Origin of the sequence: Malaciobacter canalis, from assembly GCF_008000835.1 — a bacterium.
Classification (GTDB): domain Bacteria; phylum Campylobacterota; class Campylobacteria; order Campylobacterales; family Arcobacteraceae; genus Malaciobacter; species Malaciobacter canalis.
In genome coordinates this window covers 2,763,755-2,784,847 of record NZ_CP042812.1, presented here as the reverse complement: position 1 = coordinate 2,784,847, position 21,093 = coordinate 2,763,755, and the positions used below count along the sequence as shown (strand labels likewise).

Below are 21,093 nucleotides of genomic sequence, written 5' to 3'. Positions count from 1 at the left end.
AGTTATCTTAGTTATGGGCTTTTTTTTTAGTCTTTACTTTATTTACTTTTACTTTTTTATACTTTTTTTCTTGTTTTACTTTATTTGTTTTTTGCTATACTATTATTAATTTATAATAGAGGTTGCTTTTTGAAAAATGATTTTTTAAATCTTTTAGATAATATAAATGATAAACAAATAGATATTGTTGATAAACTTAGTTTAATTGTTAATTTTATTAGACCGAGAAATTTTAATGAAATAGAAGATAGTTTACATAAAATAGATATGATTGTAGATTTTTTTAAAAAAAGTGATAATCTTGCTTTATCTATTTCAAATGAAATAAATTTATTGCTAATAGAATCAAAAGTCTCTACAAATATTGTTAATTTAGGCATTCTTTCTAAAAATGGCTTCAGTTATGAAATAAAAAATAGATTTTATAATAAATTTTTACCTAATCCTCCTAAAAAGGGAGATTTTAGATATATTTTTGCAACTTTGTTTAATAAAAAAAGTGATTATATATGGGTAGATAAAATAAATAATGAAAAATGGACAGAGTTTTTCTCTTCTATATTAATAAGTCATAAGTATACTGGGAAACTCAAAAACCATATTTATTGGGAACTAATTTATGCAGCAGAGATTTTATCTATTTGGATTGCATCAGAAGAGTTTGATGAGAATTTTCTCCGTTTAGATAAAAAACTTTTAAATAGAGACTCTGTTTTTATTTCATTGCAAAGGGATTTAAGTGATTTAATACATAAATTACAGCTTGATAATGTTGATATAAGTTCTATAAAAAAAGACTTTGAACATTTAGATGTATTAATTGAACAATGCAATAAACAAGTTTTGGTATTTAAAAAGAAATCCATTAATCATGGTATCTCAATTGATTTAACATATGAATTGGAAAGATTAACACAAATAATAAAAAGACTGGATTATATTTTAGGTTTAATAAAAAGTTTTGATACAAAAAAGTTTCACATCTCTTTGGTAGAATTATTTAAAGAGTCTATACGAAAAAATGCAACAAAAAACTCATTATATGAGCTTTATGAACAAAGTATTAAGATTATATCAAAAAGTATTACAAATAATACAAGTGAGCATGGAGAGCATTATATTGCAAGTAATGTTAAAGATTATATAAAAATGTTTTTAAATGCAAGTGGTGCTGGAATTATTATTGCAATAATGGCATTAATTAAAATAAACATTATGCAAAGTAATTTCTCTTATGGTATGGAAACACTCTTTGCAAGTTTAAATTATGGTTTTGGATTTGTGATTATACATTTATTTGGCTTTACTGTTGCAACAAAGCAACCTGCAATGACTGCATCCACTTTTGCAGAAGCTATTGATAAAGATGATGGAAGAAAGGCAAATCAAAAGAAACTTATATTACTTACTTTTCAAGTAATTCGTTCACAGTTTGCAGCAGTGGCTGGAAATGTAACTTTTGCTCTATTGTTAGCATTTCTTTTATCTTTTTATTTTATTAGTAATAATAGTGTGATTTTAAATACAAGTGAGGTTGAGTACTACTTAGATGGTTTAAAACCTTTTTCTGCTTTTTTCTTTGCTGCAATTGCTGGAGTTTGGCTTTTTTGTTCAGGATTAATTTCTGGATATTTTGATAATCGTGCTGATTTATTGGAGCTAAAATCTAGGTATTATCATCACCCTTTACTTAAAAAATTACTAAAAAAAGAGATAAGAGAAAGATTTGCTAATTATTTACATGATCACCATGGTGCAATAGTAGGAAACTTTTTCTTTGGTGTTCTTTTAGGAGTTACACCTTTTCTTGGTTATTTATTAAATTTACCATTAGATATTCGTCATGTGGCTTTTTCTACTGCATATTTAGGATATGCTTCAATGCATATTGATATTTCAATAGGTGAGTTTTTATTCTATTTTATTTGTGTACTAATGATTGGATTTGTAAATTTAACTATTAGTTTTTCTTTGGCTTTAAAAGTATCTTTACTTTCAAGAGAGGCATATTTTGGTAATTTATTCTCTTTTTTAAAGTTACTACTTATTGAAATACTTAAAAAACCACACCATTTGATTTTTCCTATTAAAGACAAAAAAACTAAGTCCTGAGTTTTTTGTCTTTATAAAAAGTATTTGAGATATGTGACTTTAAATAGATATTTATTAATCCCACACAAAGGCTTAAGATTGCAGGAGCAATAATAATCCCCCATCCTCCAAATACACCAATACCAGCAAGCATTGCTAATAATATAAATAGTTCAGTTAATGAGTAGTGTAATGAAAACTTTTTATTAATATACTTCATAAAAACAAGGCGTAAAAGATTATCAATTAGTCCAGACATAATAATTATTGTAAATAAAACAATTATAATTGAAAAAAGATAGTTTTGATTAAGTAACTCAACAATTGCAATAGGAAAAGCAATTAAATATGTTCCTACAATAGGTATAGCTGTCATAAAACCAGCTGCCATACCAAAGTAAAAAGCATCATAATCTGTAGTCATGTATAAAAATAATCCAAATGCTATACCTTGTGTAATCATACTAAATATTGTTCCAAAAAATACTGATGAAATTGTATTGCTTAATTCGTCAAATAGTGTTCTTTTGAACTCTTTTATCATTGGAAGTAATTTAGTTACTAATATAAAAAGTTTATATCCATAAATATTAAAAAGAAAATAAAAAAATAAAATCAAAAAGAATTGATATATTATGCCATTGATTTTCCAAAAAAACTGAGCAATATTATTTAAAAGTGATTTAACCATGGTTATATCTACATTTAATATGTCAAACTCACCTAATAATGCATTGATAGATTCTTGAAAAATATCAAAGGGTTCAGGAAGGCTTTTTAAATATCCAACTAGATTTTTTATATATTGCATAGATTGATCTGCATTAATACTAGGAATAAATTGATATGAAAGCCCTACAAAGTAAATAAGAGGTAAAAATACAAATAAGAATAAGCACAATGTTAAAAAAATCGAGATTAGACTTTTTTTATAACTAAGATTTAACTTTTTCATTAGCATATCATAAATAGGGCGTGTAGCAATTGCCAAGATTCCTCCAACTACAATTCCCATTAAATAGTTTTGAAAAATATATCCAATGAAAAAGAAGCTTGCAATTAATCCAAATAATATAAAGTTTTTTGATATCATAAATCTATCCATTAGTTTTTCTTTTAGTATATACATATGTCTCTTAAATTAGCTTAATAGCTACAATTTTTTTTATCTTATAAAGATTTAGTTTTAATTTATTTAATTATTACATTTTTATAAGCTTTATATTATATAATCTTTTTTTACATTTTAAGGATTATAAATATATGTTAGGCAAACAGTTCCAACTTCGTAAAATTAATTTTTCAATTAAACATGCAGTCAGTAGATTTTTTATATCTTTTGTATTGTCATTTTTAATAGCTTATGTCCCCTCATATGAAGCATTAAGTAGTGAAGCATGTTCAATGCTATTTATCTTGTCTTTTTCCGCTTTTTTATGGATGACAGGAGCAATACCATCATTTGCAGTATCTTTTTTGATTATAGCTTTAGAAATACTTTTATTAGGATATCCTGATTTAAATTTTGATTCTAATTCAAAAGAGTGGTTGTATTATTTAAAACCTTGGTCTTCACCTTTAATATTTTTATTTTTGGCTGGATTTATTTTAGCAATTGCAGCAAGTAAAACAAAACTTGATTTGTGGCTTGCAAAAAAAGTATTATTTTTCTTTGGTAACTCTCCTAATAATATATTAACAGGATTGATGCTTACTACATTTGTTTTATCTATGTTTATTTCAAACACTGCAACAGCAGCTATGATGATGACTATGCTTGTACCAATACTAAAAAATATGAAAGAGAGTAATCCTTTTCAAAAAGGAATTATATTAGCTGTTGTAGTTGCAGCAAATCTTGGAGGTATGGGCACGATTATAGGTACACCTCCAAATGCAATTGCTGTTGGTATATTAGGTGATAATGCACCATCCTTTTTAGAATGGATGATTATGGCTTTGCCTCCTGGGATATTAATTCTTTTGATTCTTAGGTGGGTGATTTTGAAAAAGTATACATCAACAGAAAAAATAATTAATATCGATAAAATAAAAAAAATACCTCATTATGATGACTCTACAACAGATTTTTCTAAAATACCAACAATCCCTAGTTGGAAAAAAAGCTTAGTAATTTTAGTATTTATAATTACAATTTTATTATGGTTAACTGGTCCTTTACATCTTGTTCCTACTACTGTTGTTGCTTTGTTCCCAATTGTGATTTTTACTATTTTTGGAATTATCACAAGTGATGATATTAAAGAGATTCGTTGGGATGTGATTATTTTAATTATTGGTGGATTAGCCTTGGGCTCTGGTGTAGTTAAAACTGGGCTTGATGAATGGCTAGGATTGCAAATAAATTTACAAAATTTAAATCTTTTTTTAATTGTTTGTTTATTCTCAATGATAGTAATTTGGGTTTCTAATTTTATGAGTAACACAGCTGCAACAAATATTATGCTTCCATTGATTGTGGCTTTAGTTAGTTCAATGGGAGAAAGTATAGTATCTTATGTGGTTATTTCAGTTGCATTATGTGCTTCTTGTGCTATGGTACTTCCAGTATCAACTCCACCAAATGCCATAGCTTTTTCAACTGGAAAATTAAATGCAAAAGATTTTATGTTTATAGGCTTAGTTGCTGCTATTGTAGGACCAGTTTTTATATTATCTTTACTTAGTTTTTATGCATAAAAAAAGGCCAGTTAAAATAACTGACCTTTTTATTTGGAAATAGCGAAATACTACAGTCTAGATTCGTATCTTCTAAGCATGTATAATCTCTTAAGCATTTTCTTTCTAGCGTTAATTTTTTGTTTTTTTCTGATCTCTGTCATTGGTTCAAAAAATCTTCTAGCTCTAGTTTCAGTAACAATAAGATTTCTATCACATTGTTTCTTAAACCTTCTGTATGCTTCGTCAAATGATTCACTATCTTTAACTTTAATGCCTGGCACTAAAATCACCCACTTTCTTTTTAAATTTTGAACCGTGATTATATTTAAAGTTTACTTAATTCCTATTTAATTAATTTAAGATATAATCGTAAATTAAAAAAAAGAGGCTAATATTTTGAACTTAACACATTTAGATGATAAAAATAGACCTAAAATGGTAGATGTATCAAATAAAAATGATACTACAAGAGTTGCTATTGCTTCTGGACAAATTTCTATGAGTCAAGAAGCTTTTGATGCAATAATACAAAATAGTACAAAAAAAGGTCCAGTATTACAAACTGCAGTAGTTGCAGCTATTCAAGGAGTAAAGAAGACATCGGATTTAATTCCTATGTGTCATCCTTTACTTTTAAGTGGAATAAATTGTGATATTGAAGAAGTTCCAACATTACCTGGATTTAAATTATATGTAACAGCAAAGCTTACAGGTCAAACAGGTGTTGAGATGGAAGCTTTAACAGGTGTTAGTGTAGGCTTATTAACTATTTATGATATGGTAAAAGCTATTGATAAATCAATGATTATTTCAAATGTACAACTTGAACATAAAAGTGGTGGTAAAAGTGGTGTTTTTGAAAGAGATAATTTATAATAGGAGATACATTTGATTGATTTAAGTAAAGAGACATTAAAGCTTAACTATCCGTGTAATTGGATATATAAATTAGTATGTCATCACGATAAAGATATCAAAGAAATTATGCAAGATGTTTTGCAAGATAGAGAGCATAGTGTAAAACAATCAAAAGTTAGTAGCAAGGGTAAATACAAAAGCTATGCTCTTGAGTTATTAGTTCACAATGAAGATGATAGAAAAGAACTTTATAGACTTTTAGGTGAACATAAACATATAAAAATGATAGTGTAATTATTATGAATAGAAGAAGCTTTTTAAACACTTGTAAAATAGCTGCATTTAGTTCAGTTGCTTATCCTATAGTATCAAGTGCAAGTAAAGATTTTGCAGTTGATTCTTTAGTTCTTGCAGATTCAGTTATTAAAAAAAGTGATCTATTTATAGAAAATAGTGACTTTGCACAATTTGAATCAGTTAGAAAAAAACTTTATCAAGTGCAAAGACATGTTGGATATGGGAACTTTAATATAATAAGTTTTGATTTGATGTTAAAATATGCAAAATATGCAAATAATATTGAAAGTTTTACTCAAAAAGAGCTAGACTTTTTAGAAAAAATTTTTTATATAAATCCAACTCCTTACGGCTTTTATGGAAAAAAAGTTTCAGAAAAAATCACAGATACTATTAATAATAATGATGTTGTAAAAGTTTCTGGTACAGGGCATTACTTATTTAAAGGTAAGCCTGAAAAAACTTATAATGAATTAAGAAAAGATATTGGAGATACTCTTACATTAACTTCTGGTGTAAGAAGTATCGTAAAGCAAATGAAACTCTATCTTGATAAAATAGAAAGAAGTGATGGCAATATTACCAAAGCCTCAAAATCACTAGCTCCACCTGCATATACTTATCATTCAATTGCAGATTTTGATGTAGGGAAAAAAGGTCTAGGTTATGATAATTTTACTGCAAGATTTGCCTTAACAAAAGAGTTTTCTCAAATGAGAAAACTTAAATATATAGAAATGAGATATACAATAAATAATAAGGATGGAGTAAGATATGAACCTTGGCATATTAAGGTTATTTAGTTTAATTTTAGTATTTACATCACTAGTAAGTGCTAATACTAAAGAGTTTGATTTTACTTTAATAAAAAAAGGTCAAGAAAATCAAAATACTTTTCTTATTATTGGAGGAATACAAGGAGATGAGCCAGGTGGTTTTATGGCTGCTTCTTTAATCGCTACTCATTATGAGATAAAAAAAGGTTCTGTTTGGATAGTTCCTAATTTAAACTTTTATTCAATCATTAAAAGAAGTAGAGGACCTTTTGGGGATATGAATAGAAAGTTTTCAAATCTATCACAAAATGATCCAGACTTTAGTGCTGTACAAAGAATAAAAGATTATATCACTGATAATAAAGTAAAGTTGATTTTAAATCTTCATGATGGAAGTGGTTTTTATAGAAAAAAGGATATAAATAATAACTACTCTCAAAATAAATGGGGACAAAGTTCAATTATAGATCAAGAAAAATTAAATGCATCCAATTATGGCAATTTAGAAGAGATATCAAATGAAGTTTGTAATCATGTAAATAGTAATTTGATTAGAAAAAGAGATATTTACCATGTAAAAAATACGAAAACAAGACTTGGTGATAAGCAAATGGAAAAAACTCTTACATATTTTGCTATAAATAAAGGTAAAGCAGCTTTTGGAAATGAAGCAAGTAAAAACCTTCCTTTGCATGAAAGAACATATTATCATCTTCTAGCAATAGAAAAATATATGGATATTATGGGAATAGAGTATAAAAGATCTTTTAATTTAAAACCACTAGAATTAAAAAATGTGATTGATAATGATATCTCTATCTCTTTTTATAACAATAAAATTCATCTTCCCTTAGCTAATATTAGAGATTTTGTAGGATATTTTCCAACAAGCAAAGAAGAGATACAAAATTTTAAAGTAAGCAACCCTTTGATGACTGTGATAAAAAAAGAAAATTTATATAGTATTCGTTATGGTAATAGAAGGGTTGCTAGACTATTACCTGATTATTTTGATATTGAAAAAGATACAAAAAGTACCAATATGATTGTTGATGGAAAAGAGTTAAAAGTAGATATGGGCTCAGTTATAAATGTAGAAAATAACTTCTTAGTAAAGTCTCAAAAAGATATTAGAGTAAATATAATTGGATATGTAAATAAATCTAAGAAAAATGAGTCTGAATTACTTGTTTCAAAAAATGAAATAATCCAAAAGTTTTCCCTTGATAAAAAAGGAAAAGTTTATAGAGTTGAATTTTATAAAAAAGATAAATTTGCTGGAATGGTTTTAGTAAATTTTGGAAGTAAAAATCTATTTTTAGCTAAAAATAGTTATTAGTTAGCATCTAGTTTATAGATACTAACTCTTTTTTAAATAACTCTTGGTTTAACTTTTTACAAGCAGTTTTATATATCTCTTCAATTCTTTCTTCATCGTCTTTCATGCTTTTCTTCAAATCTTCAATACTTTGACCTGATTCAATCGCTACAAATACTTTATACTCTTTTTTTGTAAATTTTCTTTTTAAAACTTCTTGTAGTTCATCTTCTGATTTTAAAGTGCCAACAAGTTTGTCAATATTGTTTGTAATTGATTTTGTAAAATTCATAATACTCCTTTTGAATTCTTAATTATATTTAAATAGACTTTAGAATTAGCTATTTATCCAAGTGTTTAATCTATTTATATCCTCATATGATGTCATATCAAGTTTTATTGGACTAATTGATATGTAGTTTGCACTTATTGCTTCAAAATCACAATCTTTATTTTCGCTACTTTTCCAAATAAGTGGATGTAAACCTATCCAATAATACTCTTCTCCTCTTGGATTTAAGTGTCTTGATGTATCATTTCCATACTCTCTATATCCAGCTTTTGTAATTTTTATTCCCTTGCATTCTTCTATTGAAATAGGAGGAATATTTACATTTAAAAATTTTCTTTCTTCAAGTGGAAATTCTGAGTTTAATATTTTTTTTGCAAGCTTAACTATAGTATCTTTTGCCAATGCAAAATCCCAAGCGTTTTTTATGTCATGGCATCTATCTTTACAAACTTGAGATATTGCAATTGCTGGGATTTTATGTAAAACAGCTTCCATTGCAGCAGCAGCTGTACCACTATATGTAATATCTTCTCCCATATTTGCACCAATATTTATACCACTAATTACTAAATCAGGTTTATAGCCATCTTTAAAAAGATTATGAATTGATATAAACATACAATCAGTTGGGCTTCCATCATCAATTTTATAAAAGTCATCTTTTACATTTTGCATTCTTAGTGGCTTATCAAGTGTTAAAGAGTGACCACATGCTGATTTGTTTTTAGCTGGAGCTACAACTGTTAATTTTGCAATAGGAGATAAGGCTTTTATTAAAGCTTTTAATCCTATTGCATCAAATCCATCATCATTTGTTAATAATATTTGTTTCATTAGTCTATTTTATAAACTCCCTCAATATTTTGAATTAAATTTTCTACATTATTTGCAACTTTAAAACCACTTTCTAACTCTATATCTCCAAGTTTTGATTTAACCACTATTCTTAAATCTCTTTTACCTTGATTATGAGCAATTACATCAAAAAGCTTATACATAAGCTCTTCACTATTTGAGTAAGGAACAGCAATTGTTAAAGGTGGCTCTATTTTTTGAGCTTTTTTAACTCTTTGTTTATCTTTTTTTGCATCATTTAAATTCTCTATTTTTCTTAAACTCATTCTTGTAAATTGATCATCTTTGGAAATTCTTACTTTAAAAGCTAAAGGTTCATCTTCATATTTAAAATCATTTTTAAGCTCATTTAACTTATCTTCAAACATCATAAGTTCAATATTTCCATGTAAATCCATAAGATTTAAAATTGCGAATTTATTACCTTTTTTTGATATCTTTTCAGTGATTGTTTCTACTTTACCTACAAATAAAACTTCACTTCCATCATTTATTTCATCAATTTCTGAACTTAATGTATAACTAATTTTATCAAGTTGTTCTCTATACTCATCAAGAGGATGACCTGATACATAAAAACCTAAAGTATTCTTTTCAAATTCTAAAATCTCTTTTGAACTATATTCGGGCAAATGTTCAAGCTCAATGGTAACAGTTGTTAGTTCTTCATCATCACCAAAAAGTGAACCTGTTGCCATCTTTTTAGCTTGCATCGCTTTTCCAGCACCTTCAACTATTTGCTCAATTTGATCCAACATAGCTTTTCTACTATATTCAAAAGAGTCTAATGCACCAGCTTTTACAAGAGATTCTATAACTCTTTTATTTACTTTACTTGCATCAATTCTTGAAATAAAATCACTTAAGTCTTTAAACTCACCACCTTCATTTCTTGCTTTTAAAATAGATTTTATGGCTACATCTCCAGCACCTTTAATAGCACCCATTCCAAACATAACTACTTCTTCACCATCAATTTTTTTAGCAGAAAATACTAAATCTGATTTATTAATATCAGGTGGGAATAGATCTAATCCTAATCTTTTTACTTCATCTACATATCTTACAACTTTATCAGTGTTATCTTTTTCAAGTGTAAGAAGTGCGGCCATAAACTCTGCTGGATAGTAACATTTTAAGTATGAAGTGTAAAATGTTACTAGTGCATATGCTGCTGAGTGAGATTTATTAAATCCATATCCAGCAAATTTAACAATTAAATCAAATAGTTCTTCGCAATGGTCTTTGTTATAGCCTTTTTCTACTCCACCTTGTGCAAACTGTACTTTAAGTTTGTCCATCTCTTCTTTAATTTTTTTACCCATTGCCCGTCTAACTAAATCGGCACCACCAAGGCTAAATCCACCAATGGTTTGAACAATTTGCATAACTTGCTCTTGGTAAACAATAACACCATATGTTGTTTCCAGAATAGGTCTTAATGGTGCATCAAACTCATCATAAAAATAGTTTATTTGAGCTCGTCCATGTTTTCTATCAATAAAATCATCAAGCATTCCTGATTCCATTGGACCTGGTCTATAAAGTGCTAAAACGGCAATAATATCTTCAAAATTAGATGGGGCTAATCTTTTACAAAGATCTTGCATACCATCTGATTCTATTTGAAATAAGCCTATAGTATTTCCTGTTTGAATTAAATCATAAACGCCTTTATCATTTACATCTGTTTTAATAAAGTCAATTCTTTTTCCATGTCTTTTTTCAATAAGCTTATTTGCTTCTTCAATAACAGTTAATGTTTTAAGACCCAAGAAGTCAAATTTGATTAAGTCAACATCTTCAACATATTTCCCATTATATTGAGTAGCAAGTGTATCAAGACCACTTGGTTTAAAAAGAGGTGTTTTTTTCCATAAAGGTTCATTTGATATTACAACACCAGCTGCGTGAGTTCCAGCATTTCTATTTAGTCCCTCTAAAGCTAATGCAAACTCCCAAACTCTTTTTGCTTGTGGGTCTGTATCGCATAGCTCTTTTATTTTTGGTTCTTTATCCCAAGAGTCTTTTAAATTTATTCCTAATTCATCTGGAATAAGTTTTGCCATGGCATCAGCTTTTGCATAAGGCATATCTAAAACTCTAGCAACATCTCTAATTACACCTTTTGCTAGTAGTTTACCAAAAGTAATAATTTGTGCAACATTGGCTCTTCCATATTGCTCAATCACATAATCAATAATCTCGCCTCTTCTTGTTTGACAAAAGTCCATATCAATATCGGGCATTGATACCCTTTCTGGATTAAGAAATCTCTCAAAAAGTAAGCCATAAGGCATGGGGTCAATATCTGTAATATATAGACTATAAGCTACCAAGCTTCCTGCTGCTGAACCTCTTCCTGGACCTACTGGAATTCCCATTTGTTTAGCAACAATAACAAAATCCCAAACAATAAGCATATATCCAGGGAATTTCATATTATTTATAATATCAATCTCTACTTGTAGTCTCTCTTTGTATTCTTGATGTTTTGATTTATCTACTATTTTTAGTCTATCTTCTAAACCTTTCCAACACTCATGAATAAATAGTGCTTTATCATTTTCTAAAGAGTACTCTTCTTCTGGATAAGGAATTGGTAAATTTGATTCTTCAAGTTTTTGTCTAGTAAATTTAAAATTTGGAGGAGTAGGGTTTCCTAGCTTTATCTCAAGATTACATTTATCTGATATCTCTTGTGTTGCTTCAATAGCTTCTGGAATATCTGCATAAAGTTTTGCAATTTGTTCTGGGGATTTTAAATAAAACTCATGAACAGAGTGTCTAAGTCTATTTGGATCATCATAAAGTTTATTCATTGCAATACACATAAATGCTTCATGGGGACCAGCATCTTTTTGTTCTAAGTAGTGTGTATCATTTGTTGCAACAAGTTTTATACCTGTTTCATGGGCTATTTTAAGAATCATATCGTCAACAAAAAGTTGGTCTGCAATACCATGTCTCATGATTTCTAAATAAAAATCATCTCCAAAAATTTCTTGATATTCTAGTGCAATCTCTTTTGCTCTTTCATAACCTTTTGCACCATTTCTAACATTTCTTTCGTTATTTGTATTTAGATGCCAATTTATTTCACCTTGTAAACAAGCAGCTGAGCATACAATTCCCTCAGAATTTTCTCTTAAAAGCTTTTTATTAATCCTTGGATAATAATAAAAACCATACATATATGCTTGTGAGCTTAAATACATTAGGTTTTTATATCCTATATCATTTTTTGCATATAAACATAAGTGAAATCTTTGTTTTGTTGTTTTATCATCTACTTCTTCACTATTGTGAATATAAGCTTCCATTCCTATGATTGGTTTGATTCCCTCAGCTCTCATTGCATTATAAAAATCAATAGCACCAAACATATTACCATGATCAGTCATGGCAACACTTTTCATACCCATCTCTTTTACTTTTTTTGCTAAAGGTTTAATCTTATTTGCACCATCTAAAAGTGAATATTCTGTGTGTAAGTGTAAATGTGTAAATTTTGGTATATCGGACATGTTTAAATCTCTATTTAATTAAGTTTTTTTAAGTATATCCAAAAAATGATTTTGAGCCTCTTTAAAACCAAGATTAAAACAATCTTCAAGCTCTTTAAAAGTAAATAATGAAAAGCTCCTTATATGGGTGCTTCCAAGATAATAGTTTGCATTTGAAATTGTATATGAGTGATTTTTGTATAAAGTTTTTAAAAATCTTTTTTTTAAAACTGAAGAAAAAGAGAATACTCTTTTTTTATTTGATTCTCTTTTAGGAAATAAATCAATTGCATAAATATCATATCCTTTATTTTCTAAAGGTTTAATAGGAACATTATCAAATAATCCTCCATCTATTAAATACATATTTTTATATTTTATAGGTTTAAAAAGAGGAACTAATGCACTAGATGCCATACATAAAGTAAGCACATCACCACTGCTAAAATAATGAAGTTTTTTTTGTTTAATATCATAAGCGTTTACATAAACAGGTTTTGGCAAATCTTCAAGTTTTTTTACGGGAAAGAGTTCATCTATAATTTTATTTGAATAATCAATTTTAAAAAGTCCATTTTTAAAATAATTAAATTTTATAGCTTTTTTTAAATCATTTGAAGCAAAAATTTTTAGTTGCTCCTTAGCACTTATTCCACTTGCATGAGATGCACTAATAATACTTCCAATAGAAGAACCACTATATGCTTTTATATCTATTTGATTTTTTTCTAAAAAATGTAAAACACCTAAATGAAATGCACCTCTTGCGGCACCTCCACCTAAGGCTAGGGCTAAGTTTGTTTTCACTTGTCTAACCAATCAATAATAATAAATTCACCTTCATAAGTCTCAGCTATTGCTGTACATGATTCTACCCAGTCACCACAATTTAAGTATTCAATACTATCAATTTTTCTAATTTCTGCTTTATGAATATGTCCACAAATAATACCATCATAACCTTTATTTTTTGCATGATTTGATAAAACCATTTCAAAATCATTTATAAATGAAACTGAAGATTTTACACTATCTTTTACATATTTTGATAAGGACCAATATTTTTTAACTCCAACTTTTTTTCTAAAAAAATTTAAAAATGCGTTTAAATATAAAAGTAAATCATATCCATAGTCACCTAATATTGCAAGCCATTTTTTTGTCATAGTAATAGAATCAAAAAAGTCTCCATGGGTAATATAGTATTTCTTACCATTAATGGCATTATATTCTAATTCATTTGTTATATTTAAAGAGTTACCTAAGATTAAAGGAACAAAGGGTCTTAAAAATTCATCGTGATTACCTGTAATAAATGTAACATTACAACCTTTTCTGGCTTTCTTTAGAATTTTTTGGATTACATCTGAATGTGTTTGTGGCCATATTAGTTTTCTTTTTATTGCCCAACCATCTATAATATCTCCTACTAAGATGAGGTTTTCACAATTGTTATGTTTTAAAAAACTAAGAAGATTTTTAGCTTTTGAAAAGCGTGTTCCAAGATGAATATCTGATATAAATATGCTTTTGTATTTCATTTGTACAGTTTAAATTATAATGGTTACATTTAAACGACAAATGAAGATGCAATATTAGCCTAAGCTAATATTGTATTTTTAATAAAGTCCTATGATCTTCCACCATGCTAAACCAGCAATTAAGAATATCGCTTGATTTAGTAAGTTAATAGCAAATCCAGCACTCCACCATTCTTTAGTTGTTACAAATCCAGAACCAAATAAAATAGGTCCTCTTGCATGAGTATATTGTGTTAGTGAACAATATAAACTACTTGTAAAACCAAGTAATAATGCTAATGGATAAGGAGGAATACCAAGATTAATACCTACACCTAAAAATACTGAATAAAGTGCAGCAACTTGTGCAGTTCCACTTGCAAAAAAGTAGTGTGTATATGTATAAATCATAGTTAAAACAGCTAAAATTATAATCCAATTTACTGAAGCCATAAATTTTAGTTCTTCTCCAATTGTATTTCCAAACCATTGTGTAAAACCTAATTTATTTAAAAAAGTTGCCATCATAAGAAGAGCTGAGAACCAAACTAAAGTATCCCAAGCTGCTTTTTCACCTTTAATATCATCCCAAGTTAAAACCCCTGAAATAATTAAAGAAGAAAGACCAATTAGTGCTGTAGTTGTTGAGTGAATACCTAATTGTTTACCAAAAATCCAAAGAACCAATACTCCAATAAAAGTAAATGCCATAACTTTTTCATCTCTTGAAACTGGACCTAGTTTTTTTAATTCACTTTCTGCAAACTCTTTTGCTTCAGGAGTATTTTTTATTTCTGGCTTTATTATAAAATATAAAACTATAGGTATAAGAATTAATGAAATAATTGCTGGTCCAACTGCTGCTACAAACCATCCAATCCATGAAAGTTTTACCCCAAAACCCTCTGCTAATTTAACTATAAGTGGATTTGCAGCATATGCTGTAATAAACATTGCAGCAGTTATATCATTAATGTTTCCTATAGATGTTATTAAGTATGTTCCCATCTTTTTTCTACTAGGGTCATTTGGTAAAGACTTAAAACTTTGTGACAAAGCATTTGCAATAGGATATATTACTCCCCCACATCTTGCAGTATTACTAGGTGTTGCAGGCGCTAAGATTAAATCTGCAATTGATAATCCATATACTAAGCCTAAAGTTTTTTTCCCAAAGAACTTAACCATAATTAATGCAATTCTTTTCCCAAAACCTGTTTTTATAAAACCTTTTGCAATAAAAAATGCAACAACAATTAACCAAATTAAGTAACTATCAAAACCACTTAAGGCATCCATAATTGCTTGTTTTGAAGTTTGTGCGCCAGCTGCTGCTGTTAGTGCAAATACTGTTACTCCCAATAATCCAACAGCACCAATTGGCATAACATTTAGAACAATTCCTACAATTGTAGATAAAAATATAACTAATGTGTGCCAAGAATTTGTATCTATACTTTGAGGTGGAAAAAACCACGCGATAAAACCAAGGAAAAATATTCCACAAAGTGGAATAATTTTAATCTCTTTATTCATATATACTCCTTATTATTTCAGCGTATGGTACTTTTTTTACACTTAAACAGGAATATAATTTAAAAAAAATGACACAAAAAAAACATTTGTAATCTAATTGTAATTTTTCTTTAAGTTTTTATATGTAGATGTTGAGCTAATATTATAGCTCAACTCATAAAGTATATTATTTTTGTAGTAAACCGTTTTTAACTTCAATATACTTTTTCTTGCCTTGTAGAATTTTAACAATTTCTAATGCAAAATTCATTGCAGTTGCTGGACCTCTTGATGTTATTACATTATCATCAATTACAATATTGTCATCTTGATGGTAACCATCAAGTCTTATTTTTTCTTCAAAACTTGGATAACAAGTATAGTTTTGATTTAGTACATCTGCTTTGTGTAAAGCATAAGGTGCTGCACAAATTGCACCAATTAGTTTATTTTCTTTTTTCATCTTTTTTAAAAAGTTTTGTACATAATTATTTTCTGCTAAAATAAAAGCATTTGGTAATCCTCCTGGTAAAACAATCATATCAAACTCATCATTTACATCTTCAATTTTGCAATCTGCTTTAATTGAAATATTATGCGCACCTACTGTTTCTAACTCTTCAACAGCAGCTACTGTAACTTCAATTTCAGCACGTCTGCATATATCAATTATTGAAACAGTTTCAATCTCTTCAAAGCCATTTGATATTGGAACTAAGATTTTTGTCATATGGTCTCCTTTTTTTAGATGTTCTTATAAATTATAATAAAAAAAGCTTGATATTTTCTCAAAGTTTGAAAAATTTCTTTAAAAGTTTTCAAAAGGGCTATTTCTTGGGTGTTCTAGCTTCTCTTTTCAAGAGTTTATAAGTTTGATTTAAATAAAATTTAACTAATTATAAAAAGGGGAATACATGCTTAAATCTTTTATCAAGACTACTTTAGGTGCAATGGCTATAACTTTAATAGCTACAGGATGCGCATATACGCAAAATTCTGTTAATTCTAAACAAGATTCAAACTTACAAATAGAAAATCAAAAAGTTCAAGTAACAAAAGAGTATTTAAAAGTTGCACAAGATAAACAATTTCATGTGACTACACAAAGAACACTTGAGGGAACAATTGATTCTTTGGCTACTCAAATGATGAGAAATACTAAAATACCTACAAATAAACCTGTACTTTTTACTTCATTTGTTAGACTTGATAATCTTAAAAAAACTACAGAGTTTGGAAGAGTTATTAGTGAAAGTTTAATAAATGAGTTATCAAATAGAGGTTTTAATGTGATTGAGTTTAGAGGTCAGTTAAATGTTTCTATTGATGAAAATGGTGAATATTTTATCTCAAGAGATATTAGTAAATTAAAAGAGAAAATTCCTAATACTTATGTAGTTGTTGGAACATATTCAAGACAATTTGGAAAGATTGTTTTAAATGCTAGAGTTGTTGATAATATTTCAGGAAGAATTATTTCAAGTTCAAGAGCAATCTATCAACACAATAAAAGAAATGATTGTGTAATTTTCAAAGATTGTAAACCTCCAAGAACAGTTAAAATTATAAAAGAAAAAAAGTAAGCACTTAGATGAAACACCCTTATTTTAAGATAATAAAGCAGATTTCTGCTTTATTATTTTTAGCTACTATTTTAACATCGTGTGTTTATAAAAATATTGATGGTTCTAATAATTTTCACTCTTTTGTAAATTCATTGGTAGAAAAATCAGTAAAAAAATTAAATGAAAATTTATATCTTACAGATACAGTTTTAGTTTCAGATTTTGTAAATATTGATAGATTAGAAAATAGATCAAAACTAGGGTTTTTATTATCTTCAACACTTAAAGATAGACTTCTTGCAAATGATATTACTGTAAAAGAGATTGAGTTAAGAAAACATTTTACAATTGGCTCAAATGGTTTTAATTTATTAAGTAGAGAAGTTAATGATATAAATAGAAAAATTACAGATACAAGATATGCTTTTGTAGGAACTTATACACTAACTACAAAGAACTTAATTGTATTTATAAAGATGATTGATTTAACTACAGGAAATATTTTAAGCTCTTCACAAGGAAGTGTTATGATTGATGAAGAGATTATCCAATTAGAAAAAAAATCAGATATGACTCAAGTTTATGCACCAATGGTGTTATAAGATTATATCCTCTATTAAAAACTGTGCATTTACCTCACCCCTAAATTCGTTTTTATTAATAGAAACTATAATATCAATAAACTCCTTGTTTATTGGTTTGTTATAGTGAAATTTTAAAGCTTCAAAAATATTGCCATTGCTATTTAGTAAAAGCTTTAAATGATTTTTATCTTTTCCTATAAATTCAGATTTTAAAATTTTTGCATTGCTTATTTGAAAAATAGGTTTTTTATTTTCTAATCCATATGGTTCAAATTTTTCAATAATTGATAAGAACTCTAAATCAACACTTGAAACATCTAATTCGCCTAGGCACTCATACTCTATATGTAAATCTTCTTGTTCAATATCAATTACAAGTGAGTTTATTTTCTCTTGAAAAGTTTGTAAATTCTTTTCTTCTAAAGATAATCCAGCAGCATTTTTATGGCCACCAAAACCTTTTAAAAGTGATGAACATTGAGTAATTAGAGTATGTAGATTTATCTTAGCATTTGCTCTTGCACTTCCTTTTGCAATACCATTTTTAACTGAAAATACAAAAGCTGGTTTTTTAAAGGTATTTGAAAGTTTTGAAGCAACTATTCCTATAACACCCTCATGCCAATTTTCACCCCATACAACAATTACATTGTGTTCGTGGTTTATTACTTGTGTAGCTTTATTTGATATCTTTTCTTGTAAACTTTTTCTATAATTATTTAATTCATCAAGTAAACTTAAAGAGTCATTTGCTTCGTACTCATTTTTTGATAATAAAAAAGATAGCGCAATAGAAGCATCATCCATTCTTCCTGCACTATTAATTTTAGGAGCAATCATAAAACCTATATCATCAGAAACATAAAACTTTTTAGCTAATACTTCATCAAGTTTTTTTAGTGAGGCTCTATTTGATTGCTTAAGTCTTTTAAGTCCATGCCTTACTATTGTATAATTTAGACTAGTCATAGGCATAATATCTGCAATTACAGCAATACATAATAAATCTAAAAAATCTGCCATATTTATTTGTAAATTTAATTCACTTTTTATTGCAGCACATAAATACCACGCAACTTGTGCTCCACAAATCTCTTTAAAAGGAAAGGTACAATCATCTTGTTTTGGATTTACAATTGCAAGGGCAGTTGGAAGAGTGTCTCCTACAGTGTGATGATCTGTAATAATTAAATCAATCCCTTTTTGCATAAGCTCTTTTGAGGCTTGCACAGCACTAATTCCATTATCAACAGTGATAACTAAACCACTATCAATTAATTTAACAATCTTAGGAGATAAACCATATCCATGTTCAAATCTATTTGGAATTATGTGATTAACTTTATATCCTACTTTATTAAAAAAATCAATCATTATTGCAGTAGATACAACGCCATCAACGTCATAATCACCTACAATTGTAATAGTTTCATTATTTAAAATTGCAGTTTTAATTCTTTTTACTGCTATTTTGATATCTTTTAATAAAAAAGGATTAGGTATGTCACTTAGCTTTGCATAAGGATTATCCTTATGTCTAGCTAATAGAAGTTCAAAAAGCTTTTGTTTTGTTACTTTTTGCATTAGTTAATATTTTTTGTTGCTTGTTTTACGAACTCTAAAATAATTGGATTAGGTGTTTCTAAATGTGAAGTAAACTCTGGATGAAATTGTACTCCAACAAACCAAGGGTGATCTTTTATTTCAACTGCTTCAATAAGACCATTTGATTCACCAGATATAATCATTCCTGCATTTTCTAATGATTCTTTATATTTTGGATTTGCTTCATATCTATGCCTATGTCTTTCATAATAAATATCTTCATCTCCATAAGCTTTTTTAAGCTTTGTTCCCTCTTTTGGTTCAAATGGATACTCTCCAAGTCTCATTGTTCCACCCATTGGTGATTCATGAGTTCTTAACTGTTTCTCACCACTTTGATCAATGAATTCATCAATTAAATATATTACTGGATTTTTAGAATCTGCATCAAACTCAATTGAGTTTGCATCTTCTATTTCTAATACATTTCTGCAATACTCAACAATAGCTAATTGCATACCTAAGCAAATACCTAAGTAAGGAACTTTATTTTCTCTTGCATATTTTATTGCTTCAAGTTTTCCTTTTACCCCTCTGTGTCCAAAACCACCAGCAACTAAAATCGCATCAGAATTTTGTATAACTTCATATGCTCCTACATCTTCAATTCTTTCACTATCACACCAATTAATATTTATTCTAGTATTTAAATGTGCTCCAGCATGAACTAGTGCTTCGATTAAAGACTTGTAAGACTCTTTTAAATCTAAATATTTACCTACAAATGCTATTGAAACTTCATGTTGAGGAAGAATAATATGTTTTACTAATGTACTCCATTTATCCATATTTGGTTTTAATTTTATATTAAAATGATTAGATAAAGGATTTAGTATTCCTTCTTTTATAAAGTTTAAAGGAACTTGATAAATTGAGGCTGCATCACCACACTCTATTACTGCATCATATTCAACATCACATGACATTGCTAGTTTTCTTTTTAAATCTTTAGGAAGATCTTGTTCTGTTCTACAAACTAAAACATGAGGAGTTATACCAATTCTTCTTAATTCTTGAACAGAGTGTTGTGAAGGTTTTGTTTTTAGTTCACCAGCTGCTGCTATATATGGGATTAGAGTAACATGCATATTCATAGTATTTGTTTTTGGTAAGTCATGTCTTAGTTCTCTTATTGCTTCCATAAATGGTAAGCCCTCAATATCTCCTACTGTTCCACCAAGCTCAACAATTAAAAAGTCATGTCCTTCACCTGCATTTAAGATTCTATTTTTAATCTCATCAACTACATGAGGAATTACTTGAATAGTTTTACCTAAATATCCACCTTCTCTTTCTCTTTTTATAACTGATTGATATACTTGTCCAGTTGTAAAATTGTTTTTTGCACTTAAAGTTGCATCTATAAATCTTTCGTAATGTCCAAGATCAAGGTCAGTTTCTGCACCATCTGCAGTAACAAAAACTTCTCCATGTTCTAATGGACTCATTGTCCCTGGATCAACATTTAAGTAAGGGTCAATTTTAAGCATACTTACTTTAAGTCCAGATTGTTTTAATATTGTTGCAATTGAAGCTGAAGTGATCCCTTTACCTAAAGAACTTAGAACTCCACCCGTTACAAAAATGAATTTTGTCATTAATAACTCCATAAAAAATTGATAATAATAA

General features: G+C 28.1%; 19 protein-coding genes. 8 read left to right on the top strand and 11 right to left on the bottom strand.

What is annotated here, in order from left to right; translation table 11 throughout:
- Window positions 1–129: 129 nt before the first annotated feature.
- Window positions 130–2,112 carry a site-specific recombinase gene (locus ACAN_RS13675; RefSeq protein ID WP_165773064.1) on the top strand — a complete coding sequence of 661 codons (1,983 nt, stop codon included), beginning with the start codon at window positions 130–132 and terminating at the stop codon, window positions 2,110–2,112.
- Here ACAN_RS13675 and ACAN_RS13670 read toward each other — a convergent pair.
- Window positions 2,102–3,220 carry an AI-2E family transporter gene (locus ACAN_RS13670; protein ID WP_099334496.1) on the bottom strand — a complete coding sequence of 373 codons (1,119 nt, stop codon included), beginning with the start codon at window positions 3,218–3,220 and terminating at the stop codon, window positions 2,102–2,104. The two genes, ACAN_RS13675 and ACAN_RS13670, sit on opposite strands and share 11 nt — an antisense overlap.
- A 134-nt stretch (window positions 3,221–3,354) precedes the next feature.
- Here ACAN_RS13670 and ACAN_RS13665 point away from each other — a divergent pair, with 134 nt between their 5' ends.
- Window positions 3,355–4,791, top strand: coding sequence for an SLC13 family permease (locus tag ACAN_RS13665; protein ID WP_099334497.1), 1,437 nt, complete (start codon window positions 3,355–3,357; stop codon window positions 4,789–4,791).
- A 50-nt stretch (window positions 4,792–4,841) separates the two neighbouring features.
- On the opposite strand, the gene rpsU is transcribed toward ACAN_RS13665, so the two are convergent.
- Window positions 4,842–5,054, bottom strand: a complete 213-nt coding sequence (gene rpsU, locus ACAN_RS13660) for a 30S ribosomal protein S21 (RefSeq protein WP_071628030.1) — start codon at window positions 5,052–5,054, stop codon at window positions 4,842–4,844.
- 115 nt (window positions 5,055–5,169) lie between these two features.
- On the opposite strand from rpsU, the gene moaC reads away from it, so the two are divergent.
- From moaC to ACAN_RS13640, 4 genes are read left to right on the top strand one after another with little or no spacing between them, the layout of a single operon-like run.
- Window positions 5,170–5,649: a cyclic pyranopterin monophosphate synthase MoaC gene (gene moaC / locus ACAN_RS13655; protein ID WP_099334498.1), complete on the top strand. Its 480-nt coding sequence runs from the start codon at window positions 5,170–5,172 to the stop codon at window positions 5,647–5,649.
- A gap of 12 nt (window positions 5,650–5,661) precedes the next feature.
- Complete coding sequence (locus tag ACAN_RS13650) at window positions 5,662–5,925, top strand: HP0495 family protein (RefSeq protein WP_099334499.1); 264 nt, start codon at window positions 5,662–5,664, stop codon at window positions 5,923–5,925.
- 5 nt (window positions 5,926–5,930) lie between these two features.
- A complete protein-coding gene (locus ACAN_RS13645) occupies window positions 5,931–6,731 on the top strand; it encodes a M15 family metallopeptidase (RefSeq protein ID WP_099334500.1) in 801 nt (266 codons plus the stop codon).
- The gene (locus ACAN_RS13640; RefSeq protein ID WP_099334501.1) at window positions 6,703–8,043 is read left to right on the top strand and encodes a M99 family carboxypeptidase catalytic domain-containing protein; all 1,341 of its coding nucleotides are present in this window, start codon (window positions 6,703–6,705) and stop codon (window positions 8,041–8,043) included. Before ACAN_RS13645 ends, ACAN_RS13640 begins: the two co-directional genes overlap by 29 nt.
- Window positions 8,044–8,050: 7 nt before the next feature.
- On the opposite strand, the gene ACAN_RS13635 is transcribed toward ACAN_RS13640, so the two are convergent.
- From ACAN_RS13635 to ACAN_RS13605, 7 genes are all read right to left on the bottom strand, one after another.
- Window positions 8,051–8,314 carry a hypothetical protein gene (locus tag ACAN_RS13635; protein ID WP_099334502.1) on the bottom strand — a complete coding sequence of 88 codons (264 nt, stop codon included), beginning with the start codon at window positions 8,312–8,314 and terminating at the stop codon, window positions 8,051–8,053.
- A 45-nt stretch (window positions 8,315–8,359) separates the two neighbouring features.
- Entirely contained in the window at window positions 8,360–9,148 is a 789-nt protein-coding gene (gene surE, locus ACAN_RS13630) for a 5'/3'-nucleotidase SurE (protein WP_099334503.1), read from the bottom strand.
- The gene (dnaE, locus tag ACAN_RS13625; protein ID WP_099334504.1) at window positions 9,148–12,696 is read right to left on the bottom strand and encodes a DNA polymerase III subunit alpha; all 3,549 of its coding nucleotides are present in this window, start codon (window positions 12,694–12,696) and stop codon (window positions 9,148–9,150) included. Before dnaE ends, surE begins: the two co-directional genes overlap by 1 nt.
- An 18-nt stretch (window positions 12,697–12,714) precedes the next feature.
- On the bottom strand, window positions 12,715–13,482 hold the full coding sequence (locus ACAN_RS13620; RefSeq protein WP_099334505.1) for a patatin-like phospholipase family protein: 768 nt from the start codon (window positions 13,480–13,482) through the stop codon (window positions 12,715–12,717).
- Window positions 13,479–14,216: a UDP-2,3-diacylglucosamine diphosphatase gene (locus ACAN_RS13615; protein WP_099334506.1), complete on the bottom strand. Its 738-nt coding sequence runs from the start codon at window positions 14,214–14,216 to the stop codon at window positions 13,479–13,481. The genes ACAN_RS13620 and ACAN_RS13615 overlap by 4 nt, the downstream gene beginning before the upstream one ends.
- A 78-nt stretch (window positions 14,217–14,294) precedes the next feature.
- Window positions 14,295–15,731, bottom strand: coding sequence for a DASS family sodium-coupled anion symporter (locus tag ACAN_RS13610; protein WP_099334507.1), 1,437 nt, complete (start codon window positions 15,729–15,731; stop codon window positions 14,295–14,297).
- A 166-nt stretch (window positions 15,732–15,897) separates the two neighbouring features.
- Window positions 15,898–16,440, bottom strand: coding sequence for a DJ-1 family glyoxalase III (locus ACAN_RS13605; protein ID WP_099334508.1), 543 nt, complete (start codon window positions 16,438–16,440; stop codon window positions 15,898–15,900).
- 184 nt (window positions 16,441–16,624) lie between these two features.
- On the opposite strand from ACAN_RS13605, the gene ACAN_RS13600 reads away from it, so the two are divergent.
- Both ACAN_RS13600 and ACAN_RS13595 read left to right on the top strand, forming a co-directional pair.
- Window positions 16,625–17,293, top strand: a complete 669-nt coding sequence (locus ACAN_RS13600; protein ID WP_228150641.1) for a FlgO family outer membrane protein — start codon at window positions 16,625–16,627, stop codon at window positions 17,291–17,293.
- An 8-nt stretch (window positions 17,294–17,301) separates the two neighbouring features.
- A complete protein-coding gene (locus ACAN_RS13595; protein ID WP_165773065.1) occupies window positions 17,302–17,877 on the top strand; it encodes a FlgO family outer membrane protein in 576 nt (191 codons plus the stop codon).
- On the opposite strand, the gene recJ is transcribed toward ACAN_RS13595, so the two are convergent.
- Together recJ and ACAN_RS13585 are read right to left on the bottom strand one after the other, a co-directional pair.
- The gene (gene recJ, locus ACAN_RS13590; protein WP_099334509.1) at window positions 17,872–19,443 is read right to left on the bottom strand and encodes a single-stranded-DNA-specific exonuclease RecJ; all 1,572 of its coding nucleotides are present in this window, start codon (window positions 19,441–19,443) and stop codon (window positions 17,872–17,874) included. The genes ACAN_RS13595 and recJ overlap by 6 nt on opposite strands.
- Window positions 19,443–21,062 (bottom strand): CTP synthase, encoded by a 1,620-nt coding sequence (locus ACAN_RS13585; RefSeq protein ID WP_099334510.1) that lies wholly within the window; start codon window positions 21,060–21,062, stop codon window positions 19,443–19,445. Before ACAN_RS13585 ends, recJ begins: the two co-directional genes overlap by 1 nt.
- Between the last annotated feature and the right edge of the window lie 31 nt (window positions 21,063–21,093).

What these genes read in the sequence shown, in the direction of transcription:
- ACAN_RS13585 (WP_099334510.1), bottom strand. Translation starts at nt 21,062, where the DNA reads ATGACAAAATTCATTTTTGTAACGGGTGGAGTTCTAAGTTCTTTAGGT.
- ACAN_RS13615 (WP_099334506.1), bottom strand. Translation starts at nt 14,216, where the DNA reads ATGAAATACAAAAGCATATTTATATCAGATATTCATCTTGGAACACGC.
- ACAN_RS13645 (WP_099334500.1), top strand. Translation starts at nt 5,931, where the DNA reads ATGAATAGAAGAAGCTTTTTAAACACTTGTAAAATAGCTGCATTTAGT.
- surE (WP_099334503.1), bottom strand. Translation starts at nt 9,148, where the DNA reads ATGAAACAAATATTATTAACAAATGATGATGGATTTGATGCAATAGGA.
- ACAN_RS13605 (WP_099334508.1), bottom strand. Translation starts at nt 16,440, where the DNA reads ATGACAAAAATCTTAGTTCCAATATCAAATGGCTTTGAAGAGATTGAA.
- recJ (WP_099334509.1), bottom strand. Translation starts at nt 19,443, where the DNA reads ATGCAAAAAGTAACAAAACAAAAGCTTTTTGAACTTCTATTAGCTAGA.
- ACAN_RS13595 (WP_165773065.1), top strand. Translation starts at nt 17,302, where the DNA reads ATGAAACACCCTTATTTTAAGATAATAAAGCAGATTTCTGCTTTATTA.
- ACAN_RS13600 (WP_228150641.1), top strand. Translation starts at nt 16,625, where the DNA reads ATGCTTAAATCTTTTATCAAGACTACTTTAGGTGCAATGGCTATAACT.
- ACAN_RS13665 (WP_099334497.1), top strand. Translation starts at nt 3,355, where the DNA reads ATGTTAGGCAAACAGTTCCAACTTCGTAAAATTAATTTTTCAATTAAA.
- dnaE (WP_099334504.1), bottom strand. Translation starts at nt 12,696, where the DNA reads ATGTCCGATATACCAAAATTTACACATTTACACTTACACACAGAATAT.
- ACAN_RS13670 (WP_099334496.1), bottom strand. Translation starts at nt 3,220, where the DNA reads ATGTATATACTAAAAGAAAAACTAATGGATAGATTTATGATATCAAAA.
- ACAN_RS13635 (WP_099334502.1), bottom strand. Translation starts at nt 8,314, where the DNA reads ATGAATTTTACAAAATCAATTACAAACAATATTGACAAACTTGTTGGC.
- ACAN_RS13640 (WP_099334501.1), top strand. Translation starts at nt 6,703, where the DNA reads ATGAACCTTGGCATATTAAGGTTATTTAGTTTAATTTTAGTATTTACA.
- ACAN_RS13610 (WP_099334507.1), bottom strand. Translation starts at nt 15,731, where the DNA reads ATGAATAAAGAGATTAAAATTATTCCACTTTGTGGAATATTTTTCCTT.